The organism is Streptomyces sp. Inha503, from assembly GCF_047215865.1.
GTDB classification, from domain to species: Bacteria; Actinomycetota; Actinomycetes; order Streptomycetales; family Streptomycetaceae; genus Streptomyces; species Streptomyces lycopersici.
Map to the genome: position 1 here is coordinate 9,530,285 of NZ_CP178360.1, position 19,789 is coordinate 9,550,073.

18 protein-coding genes are annotated in these 19,789 nt (G+C 71.5%); 17 read left to right on the plus strand and 1 reads right to left on the minus strand.

What is annotated here, in order from left to right:
* From ruvX to nusB, 10 genes are all read left to right on the plus strand, one after another.
* Complete coding sequence (ruvX, locus tag ACJX2R_RS40485; RefSeq protein WP_413104126.1) at positions 1-465, plus strand: Holliday junction resolvase RuvX; 465 nt, start codon at positions 1-3, stop codon at positions 463-465.
* 91 nt (positions 466-556) lie between these two features.
* Complete coding sequence (gene mltG, locus ACJX2R_RS40490) at positions 557-2,326, plus strand: endolytic transglycosylase MltG (RefSeq protein ID WP_413104127.1); 1,770 nt, start codon at positions 557-559, stop codon at positions 2,324-2,326.
* Positions 2,327-2,332: 6 nt separating this feature from the next.
* The gene (locus tag ACJX2R_RS40495) at positions 2,333-3,160 is read left to right on the plus strand and encodes a shikimate dehydrogenase (RefSeq protein WP_413104128.1); all 828 of its coding nucleotides are present in this window, start codon (positions 2,333-2,335) and stop codon (positions 3,158-3,160) included.
* 259 nt (positions 3,161-3,419) lie between these two features.
* Positions 3,420-4,604 (plus strand): chorismate synthase, encoded by a 1,185-nt coding sequence (gene aroC, locus ACJX2R_RS40500; protein ID WP_413104129.1) that lies wholly within the window; start codon positions 3,420-3,422, stop codon positions 4,602-4,604.
* Between the two features lie 29 nt (positions 4,605-4,633).
* Positions 4,634-5,131, plus strand: a complete 498-nt coding sequence (locus ACJX2R_RS40505) for a shikimate kinase (protein WP_413104130.1) — start codon at positions 4,634-4,636, stop codon at positions 5,129-5,131.
* On the plus strand, positions 5,128-6,231 hold the full coding sequence (gene aroB / locus ACJX2R_RS40510) for a 3-dehydroquinate synthase (RefSeq protein WP_413104131.1): 1,104 nt from the start codon (positions 5,128-5,130) through the stop codon (positions 6,229-6,231). The genes ACJX2R_RS40505 and aroB overlap by 4 nt, the downstream gene beginning before the upstream one ends.
* Positions 6,232-6,522: 291 nt before the next feature.
* Positions 6,523-7,392 carry a Pro-rich N-terminal domain-containing protein gene (locus ACJX2R_RS40515; protein WP_413104132.1) on the plus strand — a complete coding sequence of 290 codons (870 nt, stop codon included), beginning with the start codon at positions 6,523-6,525 and terminating at the stop codon, positions 7,390-7,392.
* Positions 7,393-7,453: 61 nt separating this feature from the next.
* Positions 7,454-8,566: an aminopeptidase P family protein gene (locus ACJX2R_RS40520; protein ID WP_413104133.1), complete on the plus strand. Its 1,113-nt coding sequence runs from the start codon at positions 7,454-7,456 to the stop codon at positions 8,564-8,566.
* Between the two features lie 63 nt (positions 8,567-8,629).
* Positions 8,630-9,196: an elongation factor P gene (gene efp / locus ACJX2R_RS40525; RefSeq protein WP_037951647.1), complete on the plus strand. Its 567-nt coding sequence runs from the start codon at positions 8,630-8,632 to the stop codon at positions 9,194-9,196.
* Positions 9,197-9,198: 2 nt separating this feature from the next.
* The gene (nusB, locus tag ACJX2R_RS40530; protein WP_262700956.1) at positions 9,199-9,651 is read left to right on the plus strand and encodes a transcription antitermination factor NusB; all 453 of its coding nucleotides are present in this window, start codon (positions 9,199-9,201) and stop codon (positions 9,649-9,651) included.
* Between the two features lie 103 nt (positions 9,652-9,754).
* On the opposite strand, the gene bldD is transcribed toward nusB, so the two are convergent.
* A complete protein-coding gene (bldD, locus tag ACJX2R_RS40535; protein ID WP_014056259.1) occupies positions 9,755-10,255 on the minus strand; it encodes a transcriptional regulator BldD in 501 nt (166 codons plus the stop codon).
* Positions 10,256-10,477: 222 nt separating this feature from the next.
* Here bldD and pyrR point away from each other — a divergent pair, with 222 nt between their 5' ends.
* The 7 genes from pyrR to ACJX2R_RS40570 all read left to right on the plus strand — a co-directional run bounded on the left by pyrR (position 10,478) and on the right by ACJX2R_RS40570 (position 19,761).
* Entirely contained in the window at positions 10,478-11,059 is a 582-nt protein-coding gene (pyrR, locus tag ACJX2R_RS40540; protein WP_413104134.1) for a bifunctional pyr operon transcriptional regulator/uracil phosphoribosyltransferase PyrR, read from the plus strand.
* A 138-nt stretch (positions 11,060-11,197) separates the two neighbouring features.
* Positions 11,198-12,178, plus strand: coding sequence for an aspartate carbamoyltransferase catalytic subunit (locus ACJX2R_RS40545; RefSeq protein ID WP_262700958.1), 981 nt, complete (start codon positions 11,198-11,200; stop codon positions 12,176-12,178).
* Between the two features lie 2 nt (positions 12,179-12,180).
* On the plus strand, positions 12,181-13,476 hold the full coding sequence (locus ACJX2R_RS40550) for a dihydroorotase (RefSeq protein WP_262700959.1): 1,296 nt from the start codon (positions 12,181-12,183) through the stop codon (positions 13,474-13,476).
* Positions 13,473-14,093, plus strand: coding sequence for a hypothetical protein (locus ACJX2R_RS40555; protein WP_413104135.1), 621 nt, complete (start codon positions 13,473-13,475; stop codon positions 14,091-14,093). Before ACJX2R_RS40550 ends, ACJX2R_RS40555 begins: the two co-directional genes overlap by 4 nt.
* Positions 14,090-15,229: a glutamine-hydrolyzing carbamoyl-phosphate synthase small subunit gene (gene carA / locus ACJX2R_RS40560; protein ID WP_262700961.1), complete on the plus strand. Its 1,140-nt coding sequence runs from the start codon at positions 14,090-14,092 to the stop codon at positions 15,227-15,229. The genes ACJX2R_RS40555 and carA overlap by 4 nt, the downstream gene beginning before the upstream one ends.
* On the plus strand, positions 15,222-18,533 hold the full coding sequence (gene carB / locus ACJX2R_RS40565) for a carbamoyl-phosphate synthase large subunit (protein ID WP_413104136.1): 3,312 nt from the start codon (positions 15,222-15,224) through the stop codon (positions 18,531-18,533). The genes carA and carB overlap by 8 nt, the downstream gene beginning before the upstream one ends.
* A gap of 112 nt (positions 18,534-18,645) precedes the next feature.
* Entirely contained in the window at positions 18,646-19,761 is a 1,116-nt protein-coding gene (locus ACJX2R_RS40570) for a quinone-dependent dihydroorotate dehydrogenase (protein WP_413104137.1), read from the plus strand.
* The last annotated feature ends 28 nt before the right edge of the window (positions 19,762-19,789 follow it).

Genomic DNA, 19,789 nt, shown 5'->3' on the forward strand with positions numbered 1-19,789 from the left:
GTGCGACGCGGCAGGCGGATCGCCATCGACGTCGGGGACGCCCGGATCGGGGTCGCCTCGTGCGACCCCGACGGGATCCTCGCCACCCCCGTGGAGACCGTGCCGGGACGTGACATCCCGGCCGCCCACAAGCGGCTCGTGGCGATCGTCGCGGAGTACGAACCGATCGAGGTGGTGGTCGGCCTGCCGCGCTCGCTCAACGGGCGCGAGGGGCCGGCCGCGGCCAAAGTACGCACCTTCGCGCGCGAGTTGGCGCGGCGGGTCAACCCGGTGCCGGTACGGCTCGTCGACGAGCGTATGACCACTGTCACAGCGTCCCAGGGGCTGCGCGCCTCCGGGGTGACGTCCAAGAAGGGCCGTTCGGTCGTTGACCAGGCTGCGGCCGTGGTGATCCTCCAGAGCGCGCTGGAGACCGAGCGGGTCTCGGGGAGGCCCCCGGGGGAAGCCGTCGAAGTGGTCATCTGATCGCGATACGGTAACGTTCCGCGCGGCATGGCCGCCGCCGCCCGTGCCACGCACACGCCGAGCGGTGACCACCTCCGTCGCTAGGGGATCGATGACTGAGTACGGCCGGGGACCCGGCTCCCAACCGTGGCACCCCGAGGATCCGCTGTACGGGGACCGAGAGTGGAGCGGCCACCACACGGCGGCCGGCCAGGATCCCTACGCACAGGACCGCTACGCGCAGGATCCCTATGCTCAGCAGGACACCTACGCCCAGGACCCGTACGCACAGGACGCCTACGGCCAGGATCCGTACGGTCAGGGCGCCTACGGCCAGGACCCGTACGGCCAGGACCCTTACGGGCACCAGCAGTATCCGCACGGCTATCCGCAGGACCCCAACCAGCAGCATCAGCAGCCCCAATGGGACGGCCAGGACGCCGGCTACCCGCATCAGCGGCACCCGCAGGAGTACCCCGGCCAGGGCGGCTCGTACGGCGGGATGGACCCGCAGGATCCCTACGGCGGGCAGGGCGGGCAAGGCGGCCATGGCGGCCAGGGCGGTTCCTACCCGGGCCAGGACCCTTACCAGGGACAACAGGGCACACAGCAGATGCCCACGGTGCCCGCGGAGCACCAGGTTCCGCGCCAGCGCGAGGCCCCCGACGAGCCGCCCCTCCGGGCGGACGACGAGGACGACCATCCGTTCTTCACCGACGGCGGCGGCCGCCGGGGCGACGCGGATGACGTGGACGATGACGAGGACGGCGACGACGGCGAGCGCTCGGGCAAGAAGGGCAAGCCCAAGAAGCGCCGCAGCGGCGTGGCCTGCCTCTTCGTGACCGTCGTCCTGGTGGGCGTGGTCGGCGGAGGCGGCTACTACGCCTACGACTTCTGGCAGACCCGCTTCGGCCCCGCACCCGACTACTCCGGCCAGGGCACCGGCCGGATCGAGGTGGAGGTGCCCTCCGGCTCCGGCAACGCCGAGATCGGCTCGATACTCGCCGACAAGGGCGTGGTCAAGAGCAGCGGCGCCTTCGTCGACGCGGTGGAGGACAGCGGCAAGTTCGTCCAGCCGGGCACCTACACCCTGCGCAAGGAGATGTCCGGCGCGGCCGCGGTCAAGCTGATGCTCGACCCCAGCAGCAGCAACGCCCTGATCGTCACCGAGGGCATGCGCGACGCCACGATCTACGCGGCGATCGACAAGAAGATCGGCCTCAAGGCGGGTACCACCGCGGGCGTCGCCAAGAAGGAGGCCAAGAACCTCGGGCTGCCCTCCTGGGCCGACGACAACAGCAAGATCAAGGATCCGCTGGAAGGATTCCTGTACCCGTCCCGCTACAGCGTGGGCGAGGGCGCCAAACCCGCGGACGTGCTGCGGAAGATGGTCGCCGAGGCCAATCGGAACTACTCCGGTCAGGATCTCGAGGGCAAGGCCAAGGATCTGGGCCTGAAGTCCCCGCTCCAGCTGATCAGCGTGGCCAGCCTGGTCCAGGCGGAGGGCGTCACCCACGACGACTTCCGGAAGATGGCCGAGGTCGTCTACAACCGGCTCAAGCCCGCGAACCCCGAGACCTACGGCAAGGTGGAATTCGACTCCACCTACAACTACATCAAGAACCAGAGCAAGATCGATATCCCGATCAGCGAGATCAAGCAGTACGACAACCCGTACAACACGTACTTCTACAAGGGACTTCCGCCTGGTCCGATCGGAAATCCGGGCCACGACGCGCTGAAGGCGGCGATGAATCCGACCAGCGACGGCTGGTATTACTTCATCTCGCTCGACGGCAACACGAGTCAGTTCTCCAAGACCTACGCGGATCACCAGAAGTGGGTCGACAAGTTCAATAAGCAGCGCTCGAACAACGGCTGAGGAAAGATGTCGGAAAACCGCAGGGCAGCGGTGCTCGGTTCGCCGATCGCCCACTCCCTGTCACCGGTGCTGCACCGCGCCGCGTACCGCGAACTGGGCCTGACCGGCTGGACGTACGACCGCTTCGAGGTGGACGAGACCGGGCTGCCGGACTTCTTCAAGCACCTCGGCGAGGACGCGGGACCGGCCTGGGCCGGGCTGTCCCTCACCATGCCGCTCAAGCGGGCCGTCATCCCGCTGCTGGACGAGATCAGCGACACCGCGGCCTCGGTGGAGGCCGTCAACACGGTGGTCTTCGGCGACGACGGCAGCAGGCGCGGGGACAACACCGACATCCCCGGCATGCTGGCGGCGCTGCGGGAGCGCGGCGTCGGGCGCGTGGAGCGCGCCGCCGTACTGGGCGCCGGCGCCACGGCCTCCTCGGCACTGGCCGCGCTCTCCCGGATCTGCGACGGCGAGGTCACCGCGTACGTCCGCAGCGAGGCCCGCGCCGCCGAGATGCGGCAGTGGGGCGAGCGGCTGGGCGTCGCGGTGCGCACGGCGGACTGGGGCGACGCGGCCGAGGCGCTCGGCGCGCCGCTGGTGATCGCCACCACCCCCGCGGGCACCGCCGACGCGCTCGCCGCGGCCGTACCGGACCGCCCCGGCGCGCTCTTCGACGTCCTCTACGAACCCTGGCCCACCCCGCTGGCCGCCGCCTGGGCGGCGCGCGGCGGTTCGGTGGTCGGCGGCCTGGACCTCCTGGTGCACCAGGCGGTGCTCCAGGTCGAGCAGATGACGGGCCGCGCCCCCGCGCCGCTGGCCGCGATGCGCGAGGCGCTGGCGGCCCGCTGAGCCGTGCCACGGGGCCCTTTGTGGGCCCCCGTTCGGCCTGTCCTCGGCCCGTCCCCGGGCCCGTCCTCGGTCCGTCCCGGCCCCTCGTCGGTCCCGTCCGGCCCGTCCCCGGCCCCTCCCCGGGGCGCCGCGGGCGTCCAGCCCATGGACCACGAACCGAGCGGACGCCCCGGTCGTGGGAGGATCGGAGGTGCGGGCCGGAGTCGCGCGGACCGGGCCGCGCCGCAGGACGTCGAGGCACGCGCATGAGGGAGCACCGTTGAGCAGGTTGCGCTGGCTGACCGCGGGGGAGTCGCACGGCCCCGCACTCGTGGCGACGCTGGAGGGGCTGCCCGCCGGGGTGCCGATCACCACCGACATGGTGGCCGACGCCCTGGCCCGACGGCGGCTCGGCTACGGCCGCGGTGCCCGGATGAAGTTCGAGCGCGACGAGGTCACCTTCCTCGGCGGCGTACGCCACGGGCTGACCCTCGGCTCCCCGGTCGCGATCATGGTCGGCAACACGGAGTGGCCCAAGTGGGAGCAGGTCATGGCCGCCGACCCGGTGGACCCCGAGATCCTTGAGGGAGTCGCCCGTAACGCCCCGCTGACCAGGCCCCGCCCCGGCCATGCCGACCTGGCCGGGATGCAGAAGTACGGCTTCGACGAGGCCCGGCCGATCCTGGAGCGCGCCAGCGCCCGCGAGACCGCCGCCCGGGTGGCGCTGGGCACCGTCGCCCGCTCCTACCTCAAGGAGACGGCCGGGATCGAGATCGTCTCGCACGTCGTGGAGCTGGCCGCGGCGAAGGCGCCGTACGGCGTCCACCCCAAGCCCTCCGACGTGGAGAAGCTGGACGCCGACCCGGTGCGCTGCCTGGACGCCGACGCGAGCAAGGCGATGGTGGCCGAGATCGACCAGGCCCACAAGGACGGCGACACGCTCGGCGGCGTCGTCGAGGTGCTCGCGTACGGCGTGCCGGTGGGCCTCGGCTCGCATGTGCACTGGGACCGCCGGCTCGACGCGCGGCTGGCCGCCGCGCTGATGGGCATCCAGGCCATCAAGGGCGTCGAGGTCGGCGACGGCTTCGACCTCGCGCGGGTGCCCGGTTCCAAGGCCCATGACGAGATCCTCTCCACGGACGAGGGCATCCGGCGCTCCTCGGGCCGCTCCGGCGGCACCGAGGGCGGGCTGTCCACCGGCGAGCTGCTGCGCGTCCGGGCCGCGATGAAGCCGATCGCGACCGTGCCGCGGGCGCTGGCCACGGTCGATGTGACCACCGGCGAGGCCACCAAGGCCCACCACCAGCGCTCCGACGTCTGCGCCGTCCCGGCGGCCGGGATCGTCGCCGAGGCGATGGTCGCGCTGGTCCTGGCGGACGCGGTCGCGGAGAAGTTCGGCGGCGACTCGGTCGCCGAGACCCACCGCAATGTGCGGGGCTTCCTCGAGAATCTGGCCATCCGGTGACGGGGCAGGTCAGTGGGGGGCCGGTTGTCGTGCTGGTCGGGCCCATGGGGGTCGGGAAGACCACCGTCGGGCAGGCGCTCGCGGAGCGGCTCGGCACCACCTTCCGCGACACCGACACCGACATCGTCGCGACGGCGGGCAAGGAGATCTCGGAGATCTTCATCGACGAGGGCGAGCCGCACTTCCGCGAGCTGGAGCGGCAGGCGGTGCGGACCGCCGTCGCCGAGCACCGGGGCGTGCTCGCGCTGGGCGGCGGCGCCGTCCTCGACGAGGGCACCCGGGCGCTGCTCGCCGGTCTCCCCGTCGTCTTCCTGGAGATGGGCGTCGCCGAGGCCGTCAAGCGCACCGGTCTTGACGCCCCGCGCCCGCTGCTCGCGGTCAATCCGCGCCAGCGCTGGCGCGAGCTGATGGAGCAGCGCCGCCCGCTGTACACCGAGGTCGCCCGCGCCGTGGTGTCGACCGAGGACCGCACCCCCGAGGCCGTCGCCGAGGCCGTCCTGGACGTACTGGAGCTGAAGAACGCATGACACCCCCTGTGGCCGATACCCCTACGCGCATCCAGGTCGGAGGCACCGCGGGCACCGCGCCGTATGAGGTGCTGATCGGCCGCCAGCTGCTCGGCGAGCTCCCCGGGCTGCTCGGCACCGTGGCCAAGCGCGTCGCCGTCCTGCACCCCGAGGCGCTGGCCGAGACCGGTGAGGCGATCCGCCAGGACCTCGCCGAGCAGGGGTACGACGCCATCGCGATCCAGCTGCCCAACGCGGAGGAGGCCAAGACCGCCGAGGTCGCCGCGTACTGCTGGAAGGCGCTCGGCCAGACCGGCTTCACCCGCACCGATGTGATCGTCGGCGTGGGCGGCGGCGCGACCACCGACCTCGCCGGATTCGTCGCCGCCACCTGGCTGCGCGGAGTGCGCTGGATCGCCGTCCCCACGACCGTGCTCGGCATGGTCGACGCCGCCGTCGGCGGCAAGACCGGGATCAACACGGCCGAGGGCAAGAACCTCGTCGGCGCCTTCCACCCCCCGGCCGGGGTGCTGTGCGATCTGGCCGCGCTGGACTCGCTGCCGGTCAACGACTACGTCAGCGGGCTCGCCGAGGTCATCAAGGCGGGCTTCATCGCCGACCCGGAGATCCTGGAGCTGATCGAGCGGGACCCGGCCGCCGCCCGTACGCCCGCCGGTCCGCACACCGCCGAGCTCATCGAGCGCTCCATCCGGGTCAAAGCCGAGGTCGTCTCCAGCGACCTCAAGGAGTCCGGGCTGCGGGAGATCCTCAACTACGGGCACACCCTCGCCCACGCCATCGAGAAGAACGAGCGCTACAACTGGCGCCATGGCGCGGCCGTCTCCGTGGGCATGGTCTTCGCCGCCGAGCTGGGCCGTCTTGCGGGCCGTCTGGACGACGCCACGGCCGACCGGCACCGCACCGTCCTGGAGGCCGTCGGCCTGCCGCTGACCTACCGCGGCGACCAGTGGCCCAAGCTGCTGGAGACGATGAAGGTCGACAAGAAGTCCCGCGGTGACCTGCTGCGTTTCATCGTCCTGGACGGTATCGCCAAGCCCACCGTGCTGGAGGGCCCGGACCCGGCGGTGCTGCTCGCGGCGTACGCCGAGGTCTCCGGCTGACCCGGACCCAGGGTCCTCCCGACCGCCTTCCCGCGTCACAACTCTGTCATCGCCTTCGAACGCCCGCGGCCCCGCCGCGGGCGTTCGAACAGCCCCCAACCCCTCGCGGTTGCGGCCCTTGAGGGACGAAATGCCTGGCTGGCGCGGGGCGGCGGGGACACAGCGGGTTTGCGGTCCGTTCACACAGCGGAGCCTTGGGCAGGTACCGTTCGGTAGGATCGGCCTCACCGCCGTATCAGCACCTGACAGTTGTCGGACGAGAACTGCCTGTACGAGACGGAGTGCCACCGGATGCAGCATGCGGGAGCTCCGCTGCCACCGCCCCACCGGCCGGGGCCGGTTCCCGGGCCGCAGGGCGCGGGCTGGGCCCAGGGCGCGAGTGCGAGCCATCACCCGGGACCTCACCCCAATGCCCCCGCGCCTCCCGCGGCCGGTCACCCGGTACCGCCCGCGCAGCATCCGGTGTCCCCTCCGCCGGCCCCGCCCGCGCCCCCCGGGGCGCCGCTGGAGACGGTGAACACCACCGGCCATGTCCAACTGCCGCCCGGTGGCCCGGTGCCGCTGCCGCACCCCCCGTCGGACCCGTCGCTCGCCGATGTCTCGCAGGCGACGGTGGCGGTACTGCTGATCGGACCGGCCGGGGCGGGCAAGACCACGGTCGCGCGCTACTGGGCCGACCGCCGCCGGGTGCCGACCGCGCACATCAGCCTGGACGATGTGCGGGAGTGGGTGCGGTCCGGGTTCGCCAACCCCCAGTCGGGCTGGAACGAGCACTCCGAGGCGCAGTATCGTCTCGCCCGCCGCACCTGCGGCTTCGCCGCCCGTAACTTCCTGGCCAACGGGATCTCCTGCATCCTCGACGACGCCGTCTTCCCCGACCGCCCGGTCGTCGGCCTCGGCGGCTGGAAGCGCCATGTGGGCCCCGGGCTGCTGCCGGTGGTGGTCCTTCCGGGGCTGGAGATCGTCCTGGAGCGGAACGCGGCCCGCAGCGGGAACCGCCGCCTCAGCGACGAGGAGGTGGCGCGGATCCACGGCCGGATGGCGGGGTGGTACGGCTCCGGCCTGCCCATCATCGACAACTCCACGTACGACGTGGAGACCACGGCCCGCATGCTCGACGAGGTCGTCACCCGCTCCATCGCGAGCCCACCCAGCTGGTAACCCCCCCCGTCCGGACCCGCTCGACCGGCCGCACCCGACAGGTCTGCGTACGCTCGGGGACATGTCCGAGGTGTACGCGGCCCGACGTGCCCGTCTGCGCGATCAGTGCACCGCGGCCGGGAGCGCGGCGGCGCTGGTGTCCCGGCCCGCCAATGTGCGCTATCTGTGCGGCGCCGTGCCGTCCGGGGCCGTGCTGCTGCTCGGACCCGTCCAGGATGTGCTGGTGGCCACCGAGGTCCCGTCCGCGCCCCCGCTCTCCTCGGGCCCGCCGCGTTCCGACGAGCCGCGGCTGCTGGTGGTGCCCGGCGCGGACGGCGATCCGGCCGTGGCCGCCGCCGATCTGGCCGCGGCGGACGGCGCCGAGTCGCTGGCCGTCGAGGAGCACGATCTGACCGTCGCCCGCCATCGGGCGCTCGGCGCCGCCGCGCCCCGCGTCCGCCTCGCCGATCTGGGCCGCGCCGTCGAGCAGTTGCGGCTCATCAAGGACGACGAGGAGATCTCCCGTATGCGGATCGCCGGGGAGCTCGCCGACCAGGCGCTCGGCGAGCTGCTGGAGTCGATCCTGGTGGGCCGCACCGAGCGGCATCTGGCGCTGGAGCTGGAGCGCCGGCTGGTGGACCACGGCGCGGACGGCCCGGCCTTCCCCACCGTGGTCGCGGCGGGGCCCAACGCCGGGCGCCCCGGCCATCTGCCCACCGACCGGAGGGTCGAGGAGGGCGATTTCCTCACCATCTGCCTCGGCGCCGACTACCGCGGCTACCGCTGCCAGGTGGGCCGTACCTTCGTCATCGGCCCCTCGCCCGCGGACTGGCAGGTCGAGCTGTACGACGCCGTCTTCGCCGCTCAGCGGGCCGGGCGGGAGGCGCTGTTGCCGGGCCGGGCGTACCGGGACGTGGACCGGGTGACCCGTCAGGTGCTGATCGCCGCGGGCTTCGGAGACGGGCTGGAACCGTGCACCGGACACGGTGTGGGCCTGGAAATCGACGAGGACCCTCGGCTCACCCCGTCCGCCATGGGTAAACTGGACGCTTGTGTGCCGGTCACCGTCGAGCCGGGGGTCCACCTCCCGGGCCGGGGCGGTGTCCGGATCGATGACACGCTCGTCGTCCGCCCCGAGGCGGACGGCGGACCCGAGCTACTCACCATCACGACCAAAGAGCTGCTCGCGCTCTAGCGGAACCGGGCGCGCCGGCGGCTCTCTGGTCTCCGCCAGCGCAGTCCAGGAGATCCCGCAACCGTGGCATCCACGAACGACCTCAAGAACGGCATGGTGCTCAAGCTCGACGGCGGCCAGCTGTGGTCCGTCGTCGAGTTCCAGCACGTCAAGCCCGGCAAGGGCCCCGCTTTCGTGCGCACCAAGCTCAAGAACGTGCTGTCCGGCAAGGTGGTCGACAAGACCTTCAACGCCGGTGTGAAGGTCGAGACGGCCAATGTCGACAAGCGCGGCATGCAGTTCTCGTACAAGGACGGCGAGAGCTTTGTGTTCATGGACATGGACACCTTCGACCAGATCTACATCACCCCCGAGGTCGTCGGCGACAACGCCCGCTATCTGCTCGAGGGCTTCGAGGCCGTCGTGGCGATGTACGAGGGCAACCCGCTGTACGTCGAGCTGCCCGCCGCCGTCGAGCTGGTGATCGAGTACACCGAGCCGGGCGTCCAGGGCGACCGCTCCACCGGTGGCACCAAGCCCGCCAAGCTGGAGACCGGCTACGAGATCGGGGTGCCGCTGTTCATCACCACCGGTGAGAAGATCAAGGTCGACACCCGCTCCGGTGAGTACCTCGGTCGGGTGAACAACTAACCGTGGCTGCCCGCAATAAGGCCCGTAAGCGCGCCTTCCAGATCCTCTTCGAGGCCGATCAGCGCGGCAGCACCGTGCAGACCGTGCTCGCCGACTGGATCAGGCTCGCCCGGACCGACGACCGGCAGCCGCCGGTCAGCGAATACACGATGCAGCTCGTCGAGGGATATGCCCAGCACATCGAGCGGATCGACGAGCTGATCGCCACCTACGCGGTGGGCTGGACGCTGGACCGGATGCCGGTCGTCGACCGGAACATCCTGCGGCTGGGCGCGTATGAGCTGGTGTGGGAGGACGCGACCCCGGACGCGGTGGTGATCGACGAGGCGGTGCAGCTCGCCAAGGAGTTCTCCACCGATGACTCGCCGGCCTTTGTCAACGGTCTGCTGGGCCGCATCAAGGAGCTGAAGCCGAGTCTGCGTCGCGAGCAGGAGCCCCGGGAGCACCAGGCATAGCCGCGCTCATCACACGACAAAGCCGCCGGGGGCGGTGGAGGACCCAGAAGGGCTCCACTGCCCCCGGCGGCACGTTTCTGCTGGTGAACAGGGAAAGCGGGACTCAGACGTCTTCGTGCTGGACCGCGCGGCGGGCGTCGGCGCCCAGCACGCCCCAGCTGATCAGCTGCTCGGTCAGCACGGACGGCGACTGGTCATAGATGACGGCGAGGGTGCGCAGATCGTCCTGACGGATCGAGAGCACCTTGCCGTTGTAGTCACCACGCTGGCTCTGGATCGTCGCGGCGTACCGCTGTAGCGGGCCCGCCTTCTCGACCGGCACATGGGCCAGTCGCTCCAGGTCCAGTACCAGCTTCGGCGGCGGCTCGGCGGCCCCGGCCGGGCTCGTACCCGGAAGCAGCTCCTGCACCGGGACGCCGTAGAAGTCGGCCAGCTCGGCGAGACGCTGCACGGTCACGGCGCGGTCGCCGCGCTCGTACGATCCCACCACCACGGCCTTCCAGCGGCCCTGGGACTTCTCCTCGACACCGTGGAGGGAGAGGCCCTGCTGGGTGCGGATGGCGCGGAGCTTGGCCCCGAGCTGTTTGGCGTATTCGCTGGACATAAAGCTCCCCGGACGCTGTATCGACGTGCGGCTGTGCCGCGCGGCTGGTCACTCACTGTGAGGTTACGCAGCGTAATTTCCATTCGTCAAGCCGAATGGAGCGGAGGGGCTCCGGCCAGGGGTGTTGACGGGGCCGGTCCTCACCCCTGCTAGTGTGAATGGCGCAAATCCGACCGTCCTTTAAGGTCCGTCCCGTGAGGCGGAGAAGGAGGTCCGTTTCGTATGGACGCACCCACCTCGGACGCCGCGCGCTCGGTGCTGGAAGCACCGGATATCGCGCGCGTTCTCACCCGCATCGCCCACGAGATCGTCGAGCGCGCCAAAGGCGCCGATGACGTGGTGCTGCTCGGCATTCCCACCCGTGGTGTCTTTCTCGCCCGGCGGCTGGCCGCCCGGCTCGAAGAGATCACCGGCAAGCCCGGACGGATCCCGGTCGGCTCGCTGGACATCACGATGTACCGCGACGACCTGAGGCTGCGCCCGGCCCGCGCGCTCGCCCGTACCGAGATCCCCGACGACGGCATCGACGGCCGCCTCGTGGTCCTCGTGGACGATGTGCTCTTCTCCGGCCGCACCATCCGCGCCGCGCTCGACGCCCTCGGCGACATCGGGCGGCCGCGCGCGGTCCAGCTCGCGGTCCTCGTCGACCGCGGCCACCGGGAACTGCCGATCCGCGCCGACTACGTCGGCAAGAACCTCCCCACGTCGCTGCGGGAGACGGTCAAGGTCCAGCTCACCGAGGAGGACGGCCGCGACAGCGTGCTCCTCGGGCTGCGCGGGACCACCCCCGCGGACGGGAAGTAGCGCCCCTCACCGACGGCGAGTGCCGCCCCGGCGACCCCGGGGAGCCCGCCCGACGGACCACCGGTGCCGCCAGGTCACCGGACCCCGCGCCTGCCCGCCCGCACGCCCGCACACCTCCTTCACCCACGGAGCAACCGGATGAAGCGCCACCTCATCTCGGCCGCCGATCTCTCGCGCGACGACGCCGTCCTGATCCTCGACACCGCCGAGGAACTGGCCCGGCTCGCCGACCGGCCGATCAAGAAACTGCCGACCCTGCGCGGCCGTACCGTCGTCAACCTCTTCTTCGAGGACTCCACCCGCACCCGCATCTCCTTCGAGGCGGCCGCCAAACGGCTGTCCGCCGACGTGATCAACTTCTCCGCCAAGGGATCCTCGGTCTCCAAGGGCGAGTCCCTGAAGGACACCGCGCTCACCCTGGAGGCGATGGGCGCCGACGCCGTGGTGATCCGCCACCACGCCTCCGGCGCCCCGCACCGGCTGGCCACCTCCGGCTGGATCAACGGCGCCGTGGTGAACGCGGGCGACGGCACCCATGAGCACCCCACCCAGGCGCTGCTCGACGCCTTCACCGTCCGCCGCCATCTGAGTCCGGACGCCTCCGGCGCCGGTCAGGACCTGGCCGGGCGCCGGATCACCATCGTCGGCGACGTCCTGCACAGCCGGGTGGCCCGCTCCAACGTCCATCTGCTGTCCACCCTGGGCGCCGAGGTCACCCTGGTCGCCCCGCCGACGCTGGTCCCCTTCGGCGTGGAGAGCTGGCCCTGCGAGGTCTCCTACGACCTGGACGCGGTGGTCGGCAAGAGCGACGCCGTGATGATGCTGCGCGTCCAGCGCGAGCGCATGAACGCCGCGTTCTTCCCCACCGAGCGCGAGTACGCCCGCCGCTACGGCCTGGACGGCGACCGGATGGCGCGGATGCCGGAGCACGCCATCGTGATGCACCCCGGCCCCATGAACCGCGGCATGGAGATCACCGCGGATGTCGCGGACTCCGACCGCTGCACCGCCGTCGAGCAGGTCGCCAACGGCGTCTCGATCCGCATGGCCGTCCTGTACCTGCTGCTCGGCGGGAACGAGTCCGCCGTCGCCGCCGCCCGCACCGAGGAGAGCAAGTGACCATGAGCGACACCCACAAGACGCTGCTGCGCGGGGCGAAGGTGCTCGGCGGTGAGCCGCGCGACGTGCTGATCGAGGGCGAGCGCATCGCCGAGGTCGGCACCGGCCTCGACGCGGACGGCGCCACCGTGATCGACGCCACCGGGCAGATCCTGCTGCCGGGCCTGGTCGACCTCCACACCCATCTGCGCGAGCCCGGCCGGGAGGACTCCGAGACGGTCCTCACCGGCACCCGGGCCGCCGCCGTCGGCGGCTTCACCGCCGTCCACGCCATGGCCAACACCTTCCCCGTGGCCGACACCGCGGGCGTCGTCGAGCAGGTGTGGCGGCTGGGCAAGGAGTCCGGCTACTGCGACGTCCAGCCCATCGGGGCGGTGACCGTGGGCCTGGAGGGCAAGAAGCTCGCCGAACTGGGCGCGATGCACGACTCCGCCGCCGGGGTGCGGGTCTTCTCCGACGACGGCAAGTGCGTGGACGACGCGGTGATCATGCGCCGGGCGCTGGAGTACGTGAAGGCGTTCGACGGCGTCATCGCCCAGCACGCCCAGGAGCCCCGCCTCACCGAGGGCGCCCAGATGAACGAGGGAGTCGTCTCCGCCGAGCTGGGCCTGGGCGGCTGGCCGGCCGTCGCCGAGGAGTCGATCATCGCCCGCGATGTGCTGCTCGCCGCGCACGTCGGCTCCCGGGTGCACATCTGCCATCTGTCCACCGCGGGCTCGGTCGAGATCGTCCGCTGGGCCAAGTCCAAGGGCTGGCACGTCACCGCCGAGGTCACCCCGCACCACCTGCTGCTGACCGACGAGCTCGTGCGCTCCTACGACCCCGTCTACAAGGTGAACCCGCCGCTGCGCACCGAGGCCGATGTGATGGCGCTGCGCGAGGCGCTCGCCGACGGCACCATCGACTGCGTGGCCACCGACCACGCCCCGCATCCGCACGAGGACAAGGACTGCGAGTGGGGCGCGGCGGCCATGGGCATGGTGGGCCTGGAGACGGCGCTGTCCGTGGTCCAGCACACCATGGTGGACACCGGGCTGCTGGACTGGACGGGCGTCGCCGACCGGATGTCGGTGCGGCCCTCGGCCATCGGCCGCCTGACCGGCCACGGCCGTCCCGTCGCCGCCGGGGAGCCCGCCAACCTCACCCTGCTCGACTCGGCTTACCGTGGTGTGGTGAACCCCGCGGGTTTCGCCTCCCGCAGCCGCAACACCCCCTATGAGGGCCGCGAACTGCCGGGCCGCGTGACGTACACCTTCCTGCGGGGCCGGGCGACGGTTGTGGACGGGAAGCTGGCGTGACGACTCCGAGTCATCCGGCGGCGGGCCTCGCGGGATTCGCAGGGCTAGCGGCCGAGCAGAAATCGCAGGACGTGACGGACTGGGCCGCCCGCATCGGCTGGGTCGTCGGACTGCTGCTGGTCATCGCGCTGGTCTACTGGCTGATGCGCGAGGGCTGGAAGTGGCGCGGCACCCTCCAGGGCGACCTCCCCGAGCTGCCCGCGGCCCCCGATGAGCCCGGTGCGGCCAGGCTGACGCTCACCGGCCGCTACCACGGCTCCACCACCGCCGGGCAGTGGCTGGACCGGATCGTCGCCCATGGCCTCGGCACCCGCAGCCGGGCCGAGCTCACCCTCACCGACCAGGGCGTGAGCGTCGTACGGCCGGGCGCGCGGGACTTCTTCATCCCCGCCGCCGAGCTGCGCGGCGCCCGGCTCGACAAGGGCATCGCGGGCAAGGTCCTCGCCGAGGGCGGGCTGCTGGTGATCACCTGGAGCCACGGTGACCGGCTGATCGACTCCGGCTTCCGCTCCGACCACGCGGCCGAGCACACCGCGTGGGTGGACGCCCTCACCGAACTCTCCGGCGGCCCCAGCGAAGCGGCCGCCACCTCGCACGACACGGAAGGTTCACGATGACCACCTCCAACAGGGGGGCCACGAGCCCCGCAGTCCTCGTCCTGGAGGACGGCCGCACCTTCCGCGGCCGGGCCTACGGGGCCGTGGGGGAGACCTTCGGCGAGGCCGTGTTCTCCACCGGGATGACCGGCTACCAGGAGACCCTGACCGACCCCTCCTACCACCGCCAGGTCGTCGTGATGACCGCCCCGCACATCGGGAACACCGGCGTCAACGACGAGGACCCGGAGTCGAAGCGGATCTGGGTCTCCGGCTACGTCGTGCGCGACCCGGCCCGTACGCCCTCCAACTGGCGCTCCCGCCGCTCGCTCGACGACGAGCTCAGCGCCCAGGGCGTCGTCGGCATCAGCGGGATCGACACCCGCGCCCTCACCCGCCATCTGCGCGAGCGCGGCGCCATGCGCGTGGGCATCTTCTCCGGTGGGGCGCTCGCCGACGAGGCCGCGCTGCTGGCGAAGGTGCGGGAAGCCCCCCAGATGAAGGGCGCCGACCTCAGCGGCGAGGTGGCCACCGAGGAGGCTTACGTCGTCCCGGCGATCGGGACCAAGAGGTTCACCGTCGCCGCCATCGACCTGGGCATCAAGGGCATGACCCCGCGGCGGATGGCCGAGCGCGGCATCGAGGTGCACGTCCTGCCCGCGACCGCCACCGCCGAGGACGTCTACGCGGTGAACCCGGACGGGGTCTTCTTCTCCAACGGCCCCGGCGACCCCGCCACCGCCGACCACCCCGTCGCCCTGATGCGGGCCGTGCTGGAGCGCTCCACGCCGCTGTTCGGCATCTGCTTCGGCAACCAGATCCTCGGCCGCGCGCTCGGCTTCGGCACCTTCAAGCTGAAGTACGGCCACCGCGGGATCAACCAGCCGGTGCAGGACCGCACCACCGGCAAGGTGGAGGTCACCGCCCACAACCACGGCTTCGCCGTGGACGCCCCGCTCGACGCGCCGTCCGATACCCCCTTCGGCCGCGCCGAGGTCTCCCACGTCTGCCTCAACGACAACGTGGTCGAGGGGCTGCGGCTACTCGACCGTCCCGCGTTCAGCGTCCAGTACCACCCCGAAGCCGCCGCCGGTCCGCATGACGCCGCGTACCTTTTCGACCGCTTCGTGTCCCTGATGGAGGGCCAGCGTGCCTAAGCGCACCGACATCCAGTCCGTTCTGGTCATCGGCTCCGGCCCGATCGTCATCGGCCAGGCCGCCGAGTTCGACTACTCCGGCACCCAGGCGTGCCGGGTGCTGAAGGCCGAGGGCCTGCGGGTCGTCCTGGTCAACTCCAACCCGGCCACGATCATGACCGACCCGGAGATCGCCGACGCCACCTATGTCGAGCCGATCACCCCGGAGTACGTCGAGAAGATCATCGCCAAGGAGCGCCCCGACGCGCTGCTGCCCACCCTCGGCGGCCAGACCGCGCTCAACACCGCCATCTCGCTGCACGAGGCGGGCACCCTCGAGGAGTACGGCGTCGAGCTGATCGGCGCCAATGTCCAGGCGATCCACAAGGGCGAGGACCGCGACCAGTTCAAGGAGGTCGTCGACGCCGTCCAGGCCAGGATCGGCCACGGTGAGTCCGCCCGCTCGGTCATCTGCCACTCCATGGACGACGTCCTCGCGGGCGTCGAGGAGCTCGGTGGCTACCCCGTCGTGGTCCGCCCCTCCTTCACCATGGGCGGCGCGGGCTCCGGCTTCGCCCACGACGAGGACGAGCTGCGCCGTATCGCCGGGCAGGGCCTGGCCCTCTCGCCGACCACCGAGGTGCTCCTGGAGGAGTCCATCCTCGGCTGGAAGGAGTACGAGCTGGAGCTGATGCGCGACCGCAACGACAATGTCGTGGTCGTCTGCTCCATCGAGAACTTCGACCCCATGGGCGTGCACACCGGTGACTCGATCACCGTCGCCCCGGCGATGACGCTCACCGACCGCGAGTACCAGATCCTGCGGGACATCGGCATCGCCGTCATCCGCGAGGTCGGCGTCGACACCGGCGGCTGCAACATCCAGTTCGCGGTGAACCCCGAGGACGGCCGGGTCATCGTCATCGAGATGAACCCGCGCGTCTCCCGCTCCTCGGCGCTCGCCTCCAAGGCCACCGGCTTCCCCATCGCCAAGATCGCCGCGAAGCTGGCCGTCGGCTACACCCTGGACGAGATCCCCAACGACATCACCCAGGAGACCCCGGCGTCCTTCGAGCCCACGCTCGACTACGTCGTGGTCAAGGTGCCGCGCTTCGCCTTCGAGAAGTTCCCGGCCGCCGACGCCCGGCTCACCACCACCATGAAGTCGGTCGGCGAGGCCATGGCCATTGGCCGCAACTTCACCGAGGCGCTCCAGAAGGCGCTGCGCTCGCTGGAGAAGAAGGGCAGCCAGTTCGACTTCAGCGGGGAGCCCGGGACGAAGTCCGAGCTGCTCCGGGCGGCGGTCGTCCCCACCGATGGCCGGATCAACACCGTGATGCGGGCCATCCGCGCCGGAGCCACCCCCGAGGAGGTCTTCGACGCCACGAAGATCGACCCGTGGTTCGTGGACCAGCTCTTCCTGATCAAGGAGGTCGCGGACGAGATCGCCGCCGCCGACAAGCTCGGCCCCGAACTGCTCGCCGAGGCCAAGCGGCACGGCTTCTCCGACGCCCAGATCGCCGGGATCCGCTCGCTGCGCGAGGACGTGGTCCGCGAGGTGCGGCACGCGCTGGGCATCCGGCCCGTCTACAAGACGGTCGACACCTGCGCCGCCGAGTTCGCCGCCCGGACGCCGTACTTCTACTCCTCCTACGACGAGGAGTCCGAGGTCGCCGCGCGCGAGACCCCCGCGGTGATCATCCTCGGCTCGGGCCCCAACCGCATCGGCCAGGGCATCGAGTTCGACTACTCCTGCGTCCACGCCTCCTTCGCGCTGCATGACGCGGGCTATGAGACCGTCATGGTCAACTGCAACCCGGAGACCGTCTCCACCGACTACGACACCTCCGACCGGCTCTACTTCGAGCCGCTCACCCTGGAGGACGTGCTGGAGATCGTCCACGCCGAACAGCAGGCGGGCCCGGTGGCCGGGGTGATCGTCCAGCTCGGCGGCCAGACCCCGCTGGGCCTGGCCCAGGCGCTCAAGGACAACGGCGTGCCGATCGTCGGCACCTCGCCCGAGGCGATCAACCTCGCCGAGGAGCGCGGCGCCTTCGGCCGGGTGCTCACCGAGGCCGGGCTGCCCGCGCCCAAGTACGGCACCGCCTTCTCCTTCGAGCAGGCCAAGGGCATCGCCGCCGAGATCGGCTACCCGGTCATGGTCCGCCCCTCCTATGTGCTCGGCGGCCGCGGCATGGAGATCGTCTACGACGAGCCCTCGCTCGCCGCGTACCTGGAGCGGCACGCCGGGCTGATCTCCGAGCACCCCGTGCTGATCGACCGCTTCCTCGACGACGCCATAGAAATCGACGTGGACGCGCTCTACGACGGCGCCGAGCTCTACCTCGGCGGCGTCATGGAGCACATCGAGGAGGCCGGGATCCACTCCGGCGACTCGGCCTGCGCCCTGCCCCCGATCACCCTCGGTGGCTTCGACATCAAGCGGCTGCGCGCCTCGACCGAGGCCATCGCGCGCGGCGTCGGCGTCCGCGGGCTGATCAACATCCAGTTCGCGATGGCCGGGGACATCCTCTATGTGCTGGAGGCCAACCCGCGCGCCTCCCGTACCGTCCCCTTCACCTCCAAGGCCACCGCCGTACCGCTGGCCAAGGCCGCCGCCCGGATCTCGCTGGGCGCCACCATCGCCGAGCTGCGCGCCGAGGGGCTGCTGCCCTCCAGCGGCGACGGCGGCACGCTGCCGATGGACGCGCCGATCTCCGTCAAGGAGGCCGTGATGCCGTGGAGCCGGTTCCGGGACGCCTCCGGGCGCGGGGTGGACACCATCCTCGGCCCGGAGATGCGCTCCACCGGCGAGGTCATGGGCATCGACTCGGTCTTCGGCGCGGCCTACGCCAAGTCGCAGGCCGGGGCGTACGGCGCGCTGCCGACCAAGGGGCGCGCGTTCGTCTCCGTCGCCAACCGCGACAAGCGCTCGATGATCTTCCCGGCCCGGGAGCTGGTCGGCCTCGGCTTCGAGCTGCTGGCCACCTCGGGCACGGCGGAGGTGCTCAAGCGCAACGGGATCAACGCGACCGTGGTGCGCAAGCACAGCGAGGGCGAGGGCCCGAACGGCGAGAAGACGATCGTCCAGCTCATCCACGAGGGCGAGGTCGACCTGATCGTCAACACCCCGTACGGCACCGGCGGCCGGCTCGACGGCTATGACATCCGTACGGCGTCCGTCGCCCGCGGCGTCCCGTGCCTGACCACCGTCCAGGCGCTCGCGGCCGCCGTCCAGGGCATCGAGGCGCTGGGCCGCGGCGCGGTCGGCGTCCGGTCGCTCCAGGAACACGCGGAACATCTGACCGCCGCCCGCGAGGAGTGAGGCGAGGGAGGGGGACACCGGCCGGTGTCCCCCTCTTCATGAGCCCACGTCCTCTTGTGAGCCCAGGTCCTCTGATGAGCCCACGTCCTCGCTCCTCGGCAGAAAGCCCCTCATGTACGCGCTCCTCTTCAACCTGATCTTCCGGCGCATGGACCCGGAGAAGGCCCATCACCTGGCCTTCTCCTGGATCCGGCTGGCCGCCCGCGTCCCCGTCCTGCGGACCTTCGCCGCCGCCGTCCTCGCCCCCCGCCACAAGGCGCTGCGCACCGAGGCGCTGGGCCTGCGGATGCACGGGCCCTTCGGGCTCGCCGCCGGATTCGACAAGAACGCCGCCGGGATCGACGGCATGGCCATGCTGGGCTTCGACCATGTCGAGATCGGCACGGTCACCGCCCAGCCGCAGCCCGGCAACCCCAAGCGGCGGCTCTTCCGGCTGGTCGCGGACCGCGCCCTGATCAACCGGATGGGCTTCAACAACGAGGGCTCGGCGGCGGTCGCGGCCCGCCTCGCGGCCCGGCGCCCGGCCTTCCGTACGACGGTCGGCGTCAACATCGGCAAGACCAAGGTCGTCCCGGAGGCGGAGGCCGTCGCCGACTATGTGACGTCCACCGAGCGGCTCGCCGCCCACGCCGACTACCTCGTCGTCAACGTCTCCTCGCCCAATACCCCCGGACTGCGGAATCTCCAGGCCGTGGACCATCTGCGGCCGCTGCTGACCGCGGTCCGCGAGGCCGCGGACCGTACGGTCACCGGTCGCAAGGTGCCACTTCTGGTCAAAATCGCGCCGGATCTCGCCGACGAGGACGTGGACGCGGTCGCCGATCTGGCGGTCGAGCTCGGCCTGGACGGCATCATCGCGACGAACACCACCATCGCGCGCGACGGCCTCGGCCTCACCTCCCCCGCCCGGCTCACCGCCGAGACCGGCGGCCTGTCCGGCGCGCCCCTGAAGGCGCGCTCCCTGGAGGTGCTGCGCCGCCTGTACGCCCGGGTGGGGGACCGACTGACCCTGGTCGGGGTCGGCGGGATCGAGACCGCGGACGACGCCTGGGAGCGCATCCTCGCGGGGGCGACGCTGGTACAGGGCTACAGCGCGTTCATCTACCGCGGCCCGTTCTGGACCCGCGAGATCCACCGCGGCCTCGCGGCCCGCCTGGCCGCGAGCCCGTACGCCACCCTCACCGAGGCCGTCGGCGCGGCCGTCCCGCCCAGCCCCTCCGGCGATTGAGGAGCGGGGCTCGGGGCGGAGCCCCCAC

Bases quoted from the DNA above. Each gene is read 5' to 3' on its own strand.
- mltG (WP_413104127.1), top strand. From the start codon at position 557: ATGACTGAGTACGGCCGGGGACCCGGCTCCCAACCGTGGCACCCCGAG.
- ACJX2R_RS40495 (WP_413104128.1), top strand. From the start codon at position 2,333: ATGTCGGAAAACCGCAGGGCAGCGGTGCTCGGTTCGCCGATCGCCCAC.
- aroB (WP_413104131.1), top strand. From the start codon at position 5,128: ATGACACCCCCTGTGGCCGATACCCCTACGCGCATCCAGGTCGGAGGC.
- ACJX2R_RS40515 (WP_413104132.1), top strand. From the start codon at position 6,523: ATGCAGCATGCGGGAGCTCCGCTGCCACCGCCCCACCGGCCGGGGCCG.
- ACJX2R_RS40520 (WP_413104133.1), top strand. From the start codon at position 7,454: ATGTCCGAGGTGTACGCGGCCCGACGTGCCCGTCTGCGCGATCAGTGC.
- bldD (WP_014056259.1), bottom strand. From the start codon at position 10,255: ATGTCCAGCGAATACGCCAAACAGCTCGGGGCCAAGCTCCGCGCCATC.
- pyrR (WP_413104134.1), top strand. From the start codon at position 10,478: ATGGACGCACCCACCTCGGACGCCGCGCGCTCGGTGCTGGAAGCACCG.
- ACJX2R_RS40545 (WP_262700958.1), top strand. From the start codon at position 11,198: ATGAAGCGCCACCTCATCTCGGCCGCCGATCTCTCGCGCGACGACGCC.
- ACJX2R_RS40550 (WP_262700959.1), top strand. From the start codon at position 12,181: ATGAGCGACACCCACAAGACGCTGCTGCGCGGGGCGAAGGTGCTCGGC.
- carA (WP_262700961.1), top strand. From the start codon at position 14,090: ATGACCACCTCCAACAGGGGGGCCACGAGCCCCGCAGTCCTCGTCCTG.
- ACJX2R_RS40570 (WP_413104137.1), top strand. From the start codon at position 18,646: ATGTACGCGCTCCTCTTCAACCTGATCTTCCGGCGCATGGACCCGGAG.